Source organism: Streptococcus sp. KHUD_016 (assembly GCF_051106465.1).
In the GTDB taxonomy this organism is placed as follows: domain Bacteria; phylum Bacillota; class Bacilli; order Lactobacillales; family Streptococcaceae; genus Streptococcus.
In genome coordinates this window covers 735,490-747,226 of record NZ_CP193663.1, presented here as the reverse complement: position 1 = coordinate 747,226, position 11,737 = coordinate 735,490, and the positions used below count along the sequence as shown (strand labels likewise).

Genomic DNA, 11,737 nt, shown 5'->3' with positions numbered 1-11,737 from the left:
CTCTAAAATTCTGTAAAGAGCAGCTGGATTTCAGGAGTGATGGAAATCCAGTCATCACGGTGAATCAAGACTCCCTTAGCTTTTTGAGAACGGAGCATATCTTCTAGGGCTGAGACACCAAATTGGACACGTCCCTTTCCAAGAGATTGACCTGTTTCTTTATCTGCTACTGTTACAATATCGTGGTAAGAGAAGTTTCCTTCCACTTCTACCACACCCGATAAAAGGAGACTTTTCCCGTTTTTTGAAAGTGCCTCTGCAGCTCCACCATCTACCCAAATCGTTCCCTGACTTTGAGCATAGAAGGCCAGCCATTGTTTCTGGGTACGAAGTCCCTTCTCTTGCGCAACAAAGAAGGATCCATCCTTGGTCTCCTCTGCTGCTTCAATCAAGGCATCAGATTTCATGGAAGAGCAGATATAGACTGGCACACCTGACTCCGTCGCAATAGTTGCAGCTTTGATTTTTGTCAACATACCCCCAGTACCGTTTGACGAACCTGCTCCACCAGCCATATCAATAATCTCACGATTGATAGTCTCGATTTTCTCCAAACGTTTAGCTCTTGGATCTGAGTTGGGATTTCCAGTATAGAGACCGTCCACATCAGTCAAGAGAACTAAAAGGTCCGCTTGGACCATAGCCGCTACCTGGGCACTCAGAGTGTCATTATCACCCACCTTGAGTTCGTCAATGACGACACTATCATTTTCATTGATGATGGGAATTGCACCACGATGAAGCAATACAGACAAGGCCTGATGGGCGTTCTTATAGCGACGTTTATCTACAAAATCATCCTGTGTCAGCAAGATTTGTGCAGAAACGATCTGGCGCATGAGGAGGTTGGTTGTATATTCCTCCAACAAAAGTCCCTGACCAACTGCAGCCGAAGCTTGTTTATCTGCAATCTTGGTCGGACGTTTTTTAAAACCCAAAGCTCCAAATCCAGCGGCAACTGCCCCAGATGACACTAAAATCAACTCATGTCCAGCCTCATGCAGCATAGCCAATTGCTGGGTAATTGCCTTTACTTTACTCCTTGATAAACTCCCGTCTTCATTTGTCAAGGAGGAAGTCCCTACCTTAAAGACGATTCGTTTGTACTTCATATTCTCACTCCGATTCTTCATATTTATCCATTATAACATGAATACTTTAAAATAGAAAAGACTTGAAATGAAAAAGGTTGAGACAAGGCATCTCAACTCTTTTATCTATTCTCAGTTTTACGCAATCTTTCCAGCGTTTCTTTAAAAATCTCTGGAATATCTGCTGTGAATTCCAAGGTTTCACCTGTTCTCGGATGGGTAAAACCTAGAGTCTTAGCATGGAGAAACTGTCCTTGTCCTTTCAAAGTCTTACGAGGACCATAGACTTCATCACCAGCGACTGGATGGCCAATATAAGCCATATGAACACGGATTTGGTGGGTACGTCCTGTTTCCAGTTGCAACTCCACTAAGCTATAATCACCAAAACGTTCCAAAACGTGGAAACGCGTCACTGCCGGCTTCCCTTTAGCAGTCACAGCCTGTTTCTTACGGTCTTTTTCACTACGACCAATTGGCGCTTCAATCACACCACGATCATTGGGAAGATTGCCATGAACAATCGCCCAGTATTTGCGGAGAGACTTCTTGTCCTTAAGTTCTTGAGCAAGTGCTAGATGCGCCTCATCATTCTTAGCAATCATGAGGAGACCCGACGTGTCCTTGTCAATGCGGTGAACGATACCCGGCCGGAGAACACCATTGATACCTGACAAGTCCTTGATATGGTACATGAGGGCATTGACCAAGGTTCCGCTAGTATGACCAGCACTCGGATGCACCACCATCCCCTGAGGTTTGTTAACAACGGCTACATCCTCATCTTGGTAAATGATATCTAGCGGAATATCTTCAGCCACATACTCTAAAACCTCCGGTTCTGGCACATGGTAGGTGACGATATCCCCCTCTTGGACAGTGTATTTTGCTTTCTTGACTAGCCCATTAACCAAAACTTGTCCAGCCTTGATTTGTTCATTCGCGAGACTGCGTGACAATTCTGTCAGATCTGACAAAGCCTTGTCTAGACGTTGCCCACCAGTTTCAATTTTTATTTCCATTTACTTCCTCTTTAAGCATTGCAATCAATAAAACAATCACACCAACTGTCAAATAGCTGTCAGCAACATTGAAAATCGCAAAGTTGATAAAGTCTAGGTGAAACATATCCACCACAAAACCTTGACTCATTCTGTCGATAAAGTTACCCAGACCTCCCGCGATTATCAAAGTCAGTCCAAAAACTAACCAGAGAGAATCCTCCATGTGTTTATGTAGATACCAAATGGCTCCTACCATGACGACCAATGTAATGACAGCAAATAACCACTGCTGATCTTGCAGCATGGAGAAGGCTGCTCCTCTATTTTGCAGGTAGGTCAAGCTAACGAGATTGGGTATCCACGAACGCACTTCACCCAGTGGAATCTGCTGGACAACATAATTTTTGACCAACTGATCCAGCCCAATCAAAAGCAGTACAATGACTGCTACCATTCCTCTTTTTTTCATGATTTCCTCTTTTGATCAAAATATTCTTGCATAACCTCAACGAAAAGAGTCCCAGCTTGACTAAGCTCAACTTCTTCCCGTTTGACATAGACCATGCGATTATCTAGATTATCCTTGAGACGAATGACTGTAATCCCATTAACACTGTCACTATCTAAAAATCCAGATCCAGTCGCATAAGCATCCGTCCGCTCCAAAATACCATTCAAAGTAGCACGGTCCGTCACATTAAACATCTGCGAGCTCGCGCTGGTGTCGACAAAGTTCTCTGAATAGTATAGATACTCATCCTTTTCCTGAGTAAAACGAACGGTTGGTAGATCCGCTAAATCCTCCATGACCAATTCCTCCTTCTGGGCTAAAGGATGCCCTTCACGAAGATAAATGTGAGTCTGGAAAGGAATTAGTTCAATAACTTCTAAACCAAGCTTTTCAACCCGTTGCATGATGCCCTTTTTATTTTGGTTGTTGAGGTAGATAATCCCAATCTCACTATGTCCTTGGGCCACTTCGTCTAATATCTGAACTGTAGTAGACTCAAAAATACGAAAGTTCTTGTAGTCAGGATAACGTTCCGAAAAGGCCGTAATCGTTGGTGGCAAGAAGTCATAGTGCTGGCTGGCAATGGAAAATTCATCTTTTTCTTCCTCAGGGTTGGCATAATGATTTTGAAAAACATCAAAGCCTTTAACTAACTCCTGCGCTTTCTCATAAAATTCCATACCACGACGGGTTAAGAAAGTCCCCGAACTCGTCCGACGGAAAATCTTAAACCCCAGCTCTTTTTCCAAATCGCGCACAGAAATAGACAGACTTGGCTGACTAACATACATCTTTTCAGCAGCTTCACGGAAAGTACCGCTATTGGCAATAGCAACAACATAGCGTAATTGTTGAATATTCATCTTCTACCCCCAACTTCTCTATCTGTTCATTATACCATATTTCAGAATTTTTCCAAAAAAGAAAAAAGTGTCCATCGCAAGTTTAAATCTAACTATTCTCTATTAAATTCAAAATGGGTATCAAAACAAAAAAATAGGCTCTCCGAGAACTCGGAAAGCCTTATTTAATGCTACTTCTAGCTTCCTCGCCTTAAAATACCAAGGCTCGGGATAAAAAGGTTTACTGGACCTTTTTATTTTGCGATTGGGTAAACAGAAACTTGTTTCTTATCGCGACCTTTACGTTCAAAGCGTACTACGCCTTCAACTTTAGCGAACAAAGTATCGTCTCCACCACGTCCAACGTTTACACCTGGATAGATGTGTGTACCACGTTGACGGTAAAGGATTGATCCACCTGTTACAGTTTGTCCGTCAGCTGCTTTAGCTCCAAGACGTTTTGCTTGTGAATCACGTCCGTTTGATGTAGAACCTCCACCTTTTTTGTGGGCGAAAAGTTGCAAGTTGTTAAGAGTCATTTTTAACATAATGTTTTCCTCCGTGTTAGTTTTCTGTGATAACTCTGGTTTGGACGAACTCAGAAGAGTTCTCCGATAAGTTTGCCATACCTAAGAAAAATGATTCAAAGAATAACTGGGTCATTTCTCTCTGGTGTGAAGGAAGATCCGCTGGTATTTCAACCTTTAGATAGCCACCTTCATCTTCGTTTAATTCTAGGATTGGTTCATAGCCTGCAAATTTCTCAATGGAATTGACAAAGTTAATGGCAAGCGTAGAAACCGATGCACACACGACATCTAAGCCGTATTCGCCACTTTCGGCGTGTCCAGTAATTTCCGCACTCCTCAGCTCGCCATCTTCGGCTCTCTCAAAGACTGCTTGTATCATGTGTTCTCCTTAAAATTAAGCGTTGATCGCGTTGATGACAACTTTTGTATATGGTTGACGGTGACCTTGTTTACGGTGGCTACCTTTTTTAGGTTTGTACTTGTAAGTAACAACTTTCTTTTGTTTTCCTTGTTTTTCAACAGTTCCAACTACAGTAGCTCCAGCAACAAGTGGAGTTCCGACAACAGTGTTTTCACCACCAACAAGAACAACTTCGTTAAAAGTAACTTCTTGACCAGCTTCAACGTTCAATTTTTCAACGTAAACTGCTTGACCAACTTCAACTTTAACTTGTTTTCCGCCAGTTTTGATAATTGCGTATGTGCTCATTATGCACCTCCTATGATTTTTAGGGTTTCCCCGTATTTTTGTGAAGACTCGCCTAGCATCGTGGGACGAACCACTTAAAAGAAGAGCTCTAAGTATAACAAAGTTTAAATTTGTTATACGACGAGCAAACGATGTTCGTGCGGTTGCACAGGACTGTGCATAGTCAACTCTTCAAGTATAGCATATCTTCTTTTTTCTTACAAGTAAAATCAATTAAAATTAAGCTTTTTCTTTCCCTTTTTTTCTCCAAGAAGCAAAAAGCATACTGAAGTAAAAGATACTCATCATAAGAGGAACTCCTAGAATTGTCTTCTCCTGATAGTAAATCGTCAAATAAGCTGAAAAAACAACTCCGAAGACAAAACTGCTAAGCAAGCTAACAAAAATCAAGCCCTCTCGTAGGAAAGGCGTATGATTGGTCCGGAAATAATCTCCAAAAGCCAACATGGTACGTTTGACATTCCCTGTCATAAAAGCATTATTATAGGCAATCCCTGACACTTCTCCAAAAGCAGTTGTCACCAGCCCCATACAGAAGGCCAAGGGCGGTACGAGATAGATATTATCAACCGTTTGCGGCACAAAGCCTATAATTAGGGACAGGACTGCAAGTGGAATCAAGGACAAAATCGGCTTTTTAACAATTCGTAGTTTTTCCTTATACAATGTCAGAAAAAAGACACCCATCATAAAGGAAAACAAGGTCATTACTTTGGCACTGGCGTCCGATACATTCTGCTGAATGAGTCCTACAGAAAGAAAAACCACATTCCCAGTTTGTCCAGCCACAAGGGTGTTCCCTCGAACGATAAAGGTATAGGCATCGACATATCCTGCACAAAAGGTCAAAAAAAGCGCTAGTCTTTTAGACTGACGAGATATTTTTCTTATTGGTAATAATCTCATTATCTCTCCCATTTCAGTTTCATTTACTCATTTCAATATTGTACCACTTTCTTTAAGAAAAGCGTAGTCCATTTGAAAATTTTTACCATCTGTTGGATAGTCCTTCTTTTCTATGTTATAATGAAGGAAGGATTTAAAGTCGGAAAAGGAGTATTTATGCTTAAATTAGGTGTTATCGGAACAGGGGCTATCAGCCATCATTTCATAGAAGCAGCCCATGCTAGCGGAGAATACCAGCTGGTTGCAGTCTATTCTAGAAAACTAGAAACTGCCGCAACCTTTGCTTCCCGCTATAAGAATATCCAACTCTTTGATCAATTAGAGGAATTCTTTCAGTCTTCCTTTGATGTAGTCTATATCGCTAGTCCAAACTCCTTGCATTTTGTTCAAGCCAAGACTGCCTTGTCTGCAGGTAAACATGTCATTCTTGAAAAACCTGCTGTTACTCAGCCACATGAATGGCTAGATTTGAGACAAACAGCTGAGAAAAATCACTGTTTTATTTTTGAAGCAGCTCGTAATTACCACGAGGAAGCCTTTACTACTATCAAAAACTTTTTAGCAGACAAGCAAGTGCTGGGAGCAGATTTCAACTATGCCAAGTATTCTTCCAAGATGCCTGACTTGTTGGCTGGACAGACTCCCAATGTCTTTTCAGACCGTTTTGCTGGTGGAGCTCTTATGGACTTGGGGATTTATCCTATCTACGCTGCTATTCGTCTCTTTGGAAAGGCCCAAGACGCGACCTATCAGGCTCAACAGCTTGACAATAGCATTGACCTAAATGGCGATGGTATCCTCTTCTACCCTGACTTTCAAGTTCATATCAAGGCTGGAAAAAACATCACTTCCAATCTTCCTTGCGAGATCTACACAACAGATGGAACCTTGACACTCAACACGATTGAACATGTCCGCTCAGCTATTTTTACCGACCACCAAGGAAATCAAGTCCAGCTCCCTATCCAACAGGCTCCCCATACGATGACTGAGGAAGCAGCTGCATTTGCACACATGATTCAGCAACCAGACCAGACACTTTACCAGAACTGGCTGGATGATGCAGGTTCTGTTCATGACCTATTATATATCATGCGCCAGACTGCTGGCATTAGATTTGAGGCAGAAAAATGAAAACCAAACTACCGACTGAATGGCAAGAACTAAGTGACCGACTCGGTTTCCAAGAATTCACCCCCATTCAAACTCAACTATTTGAGCCCATTCTTGCTGGAGAAAACCTCCTAGGAGTGAGCCCAACAGGAACTGGTAAGACCCTAGCTTACCTCCTACCAAGTCTTCTCAGACTACAAAAGAAAAAAGCCCAGCAACTCTTGATTCTAGCACCAAATACAGAACTTGCTGGACAAATTTTTGATGTATGTAAAACGTGGTCAGAGGCTATCGGCTTGACTGCTCAGCTCTTCTTATCAGGTTCAAGTCAGAAACGCCAGATTGAACGCCTAAAAAAAGGGCCAGAAATTCTGATCGGAACTCCTGGCCGTATCTTTGAGTTGATTAAATTGAAAAAAATCAAGATGATGAATGTGGAAACCATCATTCTGGATGAATTTGACCAATTGCTCGATGATTCTCAGATTCACTTTGTAGAGAAAATTACTCACTACGCACCTCGTGACCACCAACTCATCTACATGAGTGCGACGACCAAGTTTGACCAAGAAAAGATTGCTCCAAACACGCGCACCATCGACCTTTCTGACCAAAAGTTGGACAACATCCAACACTTCTACATGCAGGTAGACCAACGTCACCGAGTGGATATGCTACGAAAACTAGCTCATGTTGAGGATTTCCGCGGTCTGGTCTTCTTTAATAGCCTATCAGACCTTGGAAGTGCAGAAGAAAAATTACAGTATCGAGATATCCTAGCTGTTTCCCTCGCTAGTGATGTCAATGTCAAGTTTAGAAAAGTTATCTTGGAAAAGTTTAAGGACAAGCAACTAACCTTGCTCCTTGCAACTGACCTTCTGGCTCGTGGAATTGATATCGATAGTCTAGAATGTGTCGTAAACTTTGATATTCCTAGAGATATCGAAACTTACACTCACCGTGCTGGCCGTACAGGTCGCATGGGCAAAGAGGGCTATGTCATCACTCTCGTAACCCATCCTGAAGAATTAAAAAAACTCAAGAAGTTTGCAAGTGTACGTGAAATTGTCCTAAAAAACCAAGAACTCTATATCAAATAAGGTTGGCCCTCGCCAACCTTTTTCTTATCCCCAAGTAATTTCCAATTGATAGCTAGCAAAGGGATGTCCCTCTTGGTTTTGTAGTTGATAGGCTAGCTCAATCTTTTGCCCATCCAGTTTGTAATGACTCGTTTGAATGATAAACTCCTGCATCCCCATTGGAGTAGGAATATAGGCCAAACTATCACTATCCTTTAGAAAACGCATGATGGTATTGGGCTTTGAGAAACGGGTCATCACCAATTCTTCTTGATGAAACTTGAGAACCACTTTCTCCTTTTCCTCATTATAAAAGAGTAAATAGCTATAATCCCCCTTTTCACGCACTTCCACGTCATAGAGTTGGTCAATGACTTCCAACTGCTCATCAAACTGAATCGTATTTCGCATCCGAATCTTCACATCAAATCCTCTTTCTGTCTCTTGTCCTACTATTTTACCAAAAAGAGCAGGATTTTGCTATAATGGTCATATGAACGAAAAAGTATTCCGTGACCCAGTTCACAACTATATCCATGTAAACAACCAGGTCATCTATGACTTGATCAATACAAAGGAATTTCAACGTCTGCGCCGTATCAAGCAACTAGGAACTTCCAGTTATACCTTCCACGGTGGGGAGCACAGCCGCTTTTCCCACTGCTTGGGTGTCTATGAGATTGCTCGACGTATCACGGAGATTTTTGAAGAAAAATATCCTGAAGAATGGGATCCTGCTGAGTCTCTCTTGACCATGATCGCTGCTCTCCTACATGACCTTGGACATGGTGCCTACTCGCATACTTTTGAAAATCTCTTTGATACAGATCATGAGGCCATTACCCAGGAAATTATCCAAAGTCCTGAGACAGAGATTCACCAAGTCCTGCTTCAAGTAGCGCCAGATTTCCCAGAAAAGGTGGCCAGTGTCATCGACCATACCTATCCTAACAAACAGGTCGTACAGCTCATTTCTAGTCAGATTGATGCAGACCGCATGGACTATCTCTTGCGCGACTCCTATTTTACAGGAGCATCTTATGGGGAATTTGACCTGACACGGATCCTACGAGTGATTCGTCCTGTCGAAAATGGGATCGCCTTTCAGCGCAACGGTATGCATGCCATTGAAGACTATGTTCTCAGTCGCTACCAGATGTATATGCAGGTTTATTTCCACCCAGCAACACGTGCCATGGAAGTTCTCCTACAAAATCTCCTCAAACGCGCTAAGGAACTCTATCCTGAAGACAAAGATTTCTTTGCACGCACTTCTCCACATTTGCTACCTTTTTTTGAAAAGAAAGTTACTCTATCTGACTATCTGGCACTTGATGACGGCGTGATGAATACCTACTTCCAACTCTGGATGACCAGTCCTGACAAGATACTAGCCGACTTGTCGCAACGTTTTGTCAACCGCAAGGTCTTTAAATCCATTACTTTTTCAGAAAAAGACCAAGACCAACTCGCAACCATGAGACAACTGGTTGAAGAAATCGGTTTTGATCCAGACTACTATACTGCTATTCATAAGAACTTTGACCTTCCTTATGATATCTATCGTCCCGAATCTGAAAACCCACGGACACAGATTGAGATTTTACAAAAAAATGGAGAACTAGCTGAACTCTCTAGCCTGTCTCCTATCGTCCAATCCCTTGCTGGCAGTCGCCACGGAGACAATCGTTTCTATTTTCCAAAAGAAATGTTAGATCAAAATAGCATCTTCGCAAGCATTACCCAGCAATTTTTACACTTGATTGAGAACGATCATTTTACCCCAAATAAAAACTAGAAGAGGAAATTTATGAGTATTAAACTAATCGCCGTCGATATCGATGGTACCCTAGTTAACAGTAAAAAGGAGATCACTCCGGAAGTCTTTTCTGCCATTCAAGACGCCAAACAAGCTGGTGTCAAAGTCGTCATTGCAACAGGTCGTCCTATCGCAGGCGTTGCCAAACTTCTGGACGACTTGCAATTGAGAGACGAGGGTGACTATGTCGTAACCTTCAACGGTGCCCTTGTCCAAGAAACTGCTACTGGGCAGGAGATTATCAGCGAATCCTTGACCTATGAGGATTATCTGGATATGGAATTTCTCAGTCGCAAGCTCGGTGTCCACATGCACGCTATTACCAAGGACGGTATCTATACTGCCAATCGCAATATCGGAAAGTACACGGTGCACGAATCAACCCTCGTCAGCATGCCCATCTTCTACCGCACTCCTGAAGAAATGGCTGACAAGGAAATTGTCAAGTGTATGTTTATCGATGAACCAGAAATTCTCGACGCTGCTATTGAAAAAATTCCAGCCGAATTTTACGAGCGCTACTCCATCAACAAATCTGCTCCTTTCTACCTCGAACTCCTTAAAAAGAATGTGGACAAGGGTTCAGCCATCACTCACTTAGCTGAAAAACTAGGATTGACCAAAGATGAAACTATGGCTATCGGGGACGAAGAAAATGACCGTGCCATGCTCGAAGTCGTTGGAAACCCCGTTGTTATGGAAAATGGAAATCCAGAACTCAAAAAAATCGCCAAATACATCACCAAAACAAATGACGAATCTGGCGTTGCCCATGCTATTCGTACGTGGGTACTGTAAAGTATGATAAAATACGAAAACCGCTCAGCTGAGCGGTTTTTTACACTGTTTATATGCCCCCTGCAAACATAATAATATATATCAGTCTTTCTGGTTTGTTGTTATTCATGGTTTTTAAAAAGAGAAAAACTATTAAAAAATATAAAAAAATAAGTTTTTGGGGGCAAGTTTGGGGCGAAAATATTTAGAAATAATTTATCAAAACGCTTGACATCTCGGTTCTCCGTTATATAATATGATTAAGATAAAAATTGAGGTAAAGAAAAATATGAGAAAAGTTATTCAAGAATTACTTAATAGTTCTATTTCTACATCTGCTATTTCACAAGGTGCCGGTGTGCCATGGACTACCGTTTCTGACCTCAGAAAAGGAAAAACAAGCATGGACAAAATGGCACTTCTCACAGCAGAAAAACTTTATGAATTTGCTACAGCTGATAAGCAGTGATTTCCGTCACTGCTTTTATTATTGCAAACAAGAAAGCCCGCAAGCCTGAGCCTGCGGTTACAATTCGAACAATATTTTAGAAAATTTCCTTTCTATTTTTAAAAAATTATTTTGTAGTGATCAATCCGTCAGGCCCGATGTTGAAACTTTCTTTTTCAGCCAATCGGCCATCTTCAAGCATGAGGTGTTGTACAGTTACTTAAATCTTGAGAGTACAAAAACTGAGGATTTCCATAAAGCGAATACAAGCATGTTGTACAGTTACTTAAATCTTGAGAGTACAAAAACTAGCACCTTTGAACACTACTAATTTCACGGGTTGTACAGTTACTTAAATCTTGAGAGTACAAAAACTATCTGTAGTAGTTAGCGCTTGCCACATAAGTTGTACAGTTACTTAAATCTTGAGAGTACAAAAACTACTTGGTACCAAGAGCGACTCTCTTTTGAGTTGTACAGTTACTTAAATCTTGAGAGTACAAAAACCCAGCGCCTCAGATTCCTGTTGTATCACCTGTTGTACAGTTACTTAAATCTTGAGAGTACAAAAACAAGCATTTGGGATGCTATTGTGGCTATCTTGTTGTACAGTTACTTAAATCTTGAGAGTACAAAAACCCATGAAATACCAGGTTTCTCGATATTTTAGTTGTACAGTTACTTAAATCTTGAGAGTACAAAAACGCTTGGTGGTTTTTCTAATTTTTAGATTTAGTTGTACAGTTACTTAAATCTTGAGAGTACAAAAACTGGCTGGATATGAAAAACACATCAGCAACTGTTGTACAGTTACTTAAATCTTGAGAGTACAAAAACACATCATCCGACGGATAACCATGGTACAGGGTTGTACAGTTACTTAAATCTTGAGAGTACAAAAACGCGTC

Annotated in this window: 14 protein-coding genes, 1 pseudogene, 1 CRISPR repeat array and 1 other annotated feature (1 of these 17 cut by a window edge); of the genes and pseudogenes, 6 read left to right on the top strand and 9 right to left on the bottom strand. The window is 41.5% G+C overall.

What is annotated here, in order from left to right; all coding sequences use genetic code 11:
- Positions 1 to 2 precede the first annotated feature (2 nt).
- The 4 genes from proB to ACORHV_RS03400 all read right to left on the bottom strand — a co-directional run bounded on the left by proB (position 3) and on the right by ACORHV_RS03400 (position 3,469).
- Positions 3 to 1,112 carry a glutamate 5-kinase gene (proB, locus tag ACORHV_RS03415; protein ID WP_038805062.1) on the bottom strand — a complete coding sequence of 370 codons (1,110 nt, stop codon included), beginning with the start codon at positions 1,110 to 1,112 and terminating at the stop codon, positions 3 to 5.
- 101 nt (positions 1,113 to 1,213) lie between these two features.
- Complete coding sequence (locus tag ACORHV_RS03410; RefSeq protein WP_000403219.1) at positions 1,214 to 2,113, bottom strand: RluA family pseudouridine synthase; 900 nt, start codon at positions 2,111 to 2,113, stop codon at positions 1,214 to 1,216.
- Entirely contained in the window at positions 2,097 to 2,564 is a 468-nt protein-coding gene (lspA, locus tag ACORHV_RS03405; RefSeq protein WP_000745700.1) for a signal peptidase II, read from the bottom strand. Before lspA ends, ACORHV_RS03410 begins: the two co-directional genes overlap by 17 nt.
- Entirely contained in the window at positions 2,561 to 3,469 is a 909-nt protein-coding gene (locus tag ACORHV_RS03400) for a LysR family transcriptional regulator (RefSeq protein ID WP_001025712.1), read from the bottom strand. Before ACORHV_RS03400 ends, lspA begins: the two co-directional genes overlap by 4 nt.
- Here ACORHV_RS03400 and ACORHV_RS03395 point away from each other — a divergent pair.
- Positions 3,462 to 3,557: pseudogene (locus ACORHV_RS03395) on the top strand (AraC family transcriptional regulator); the annotation flags it as partial. The gene ACORHV_RS03400 and the pseudogene ACORHV_RS03395 sit on opposite strands and share 8 nt — an antisense overlap.
- 145 nt (positions 3,558 to 3,702) lie before the next feature.
- On the opposite strand, the gene rpmA reads toward ACORHV_RS03395, so the two are convergent.
- The 4 genes from rpmA to ACORHV_RS03375 all read right to left on the bottom strand — a co-directional run bounded on the left by rpmA (position 3,703) and on the right by ACORHV_RS03375 (position 5,593).
- Positions 3,703 to 3,996, bottom strand: coding sequence for a 50S ribosomal protein L27 (gene rpmA, locus ACORHV_RS03390; RefSeq protein ID WP_000916509.1), 294 nt, complete (start codon positions 3,994 to 3,996; stop codon positions 3,703 to 3,705).
- Between the two features lie 16 nt (positions 3,997 to 4,012).
- Positions 4,013 to 4,357, bottom strand: coding sequence for a ribosomal-processing cysteine protease Prp (locus ACORHV_RS03385; RefSeq protein ID WP_000613705.1), 345 nt, complete (start codon positions 4,355 to 4,357; stop codon positions 4,013 to 4,015).
- 15 nt (positions 4,358 to 4,372) lie between these two features.
- The gene (gene rplU / locus ACORHV_RS03380; protein ID WP_000109141.1) at positions 4,373 to 4,687 is read right to left on the bottom strand and encodes a 50S ribosomal protein L21; all 315 of its coding nucleotides are present in this window, start codon (positions 4,685 to 4,687) and stop codon (positions 4,373 to 4,375) included.
- 34 nt (positions 4,688 to 4,721) lie between these two features.
- Positions 4,722 to 4,842: a sequence feature (ribosomal protein L21 leader region), on the bottom strand.
- Positions 4,843 to 4,906: 64 nt separating this feature from the next.
- The gene (locus tag ACORHV_RS03375; protein WP_434398812.1) at positions 4,907 to 5,593 is read right to left on the bottom strand and encodes a YoaK family protein; all 687 of its coding nucleotides are present in this window, start codon (positions 5,591 to 5,593) and stop codon (positions 4,907 to 4,909) included.
- Positions 5,594 to 5,749: 156 nt separating this feature from the next.
- On the opposite strand from ACORHV_RS03375, the gene ACORHV_RS03370 reads away from it, so the two are divergent.
- The gene (locus ACORHV_RS03370) at positions 5,750 to 6,727 is read left to right on the top strand and encodes a Gfo/Idh/MocA family protein (RefSeq protein WP_000915873.1); all 978 of its coding nucleotides are present in this window, start codon (positions 5,750 to 5,752) and stop codon (positions 6,725 to 6,727) included.
- Positions 6,724 to 7,806: a DEAD/DEAH box helicase gene (locus ACORHV_RS03365; RefSeq protein WP_000850593.1), complete on the top strand. Its 1,083-nt coding sequence runs from the start codon at positions 6,724 to 6,726 to the stop codon at positions 7,804 to 7,806. The genes ACORHV_RS03370 and ACORHV_RS03365 overlap by 4 nt, the downstream gene beginning before the upstream one ends.
- A 24-nt stretch (positions 7,807 to 7,830) precedes the next feature.
- Here the strand turns inward: ACORHV_RS03365 and ACORHV_RS03360 are convergent, their stop codons facing one another.
- The gene (locus ACORHV_RS03360; RefSeq protein ID WP_008292384.1) at positions 7,831 to 8,208 is read right to left on the bottom strand and encodes a DUF1934 domain-containing protein; all 378 of its coding nucleotides are present in this window, start codon (positions 8,206 to 8,208) and stop codon (positions 7,831 to 7,833) included.
- 70 nt (positions 8,209 to 8,278) lie between these two features.
- Between ACORHV_RS03360 and ACORHV_RS03355 the strand changes: the two genes are divergently transcribed.
- The 3 genes from ACORHV_RS03355 (at position 8,279) to ACORHV_RS03345 (ending at position 10,850) form a co-directional block, all read left to right on the top strand.
- On the top strand, positions 8,279 to 9,583 hold the full coding sequence (locus ACORHV_RS03355) for an HD domain-containing protein (RefSeq protein WP_001003515.1): 1,305 nt from the start codon (positions 8,279 to 8,281) through the stop codon (positions 9,581 to 9,583).
- A gap of 12 nt (positions 9,584 to 9,595) precedes the next feature.
- Positions 9,596 to 10,402 carry a sugar-phosphatase gene (gene yidA, locus ACORHV_RS03350; RefSeq protein ID WP_000023491.1) on the top strand — a complete coding sequence of 269 codons (807 nt, stop codon included), beginning with the start codon at positions 9,596 to 9,598 and terminating at the stop codon, positions 10,400 to 10,402.
- A gap of 268 nt (positions 10,403 to 10,670) precedes the next feature.
- Positions 10,671 to 10,850 carry a hypothetical protein gene (locus tag ACORHV_RS03345; protein WP_001233347.1) on the top strand — a complete coding sequence of 60 codons (180 nt, stop codon included), beginning with the start codon at positions 10,671 to 10,673 and terminating at the stop codon, positions 10,848 to 10,850.
- A gap of 186 nt (positions 10,851 to 11,036) precedes the next feature.
- Positions 11,037 to 11,737: a CRISPR direct-repeat array (repeat unit 36 nt; unit sequence GTTGTACAGTTACTTAAATCTTGAGAGTACAAAAAC) (it continues 1,774 nt past the right edge of the window).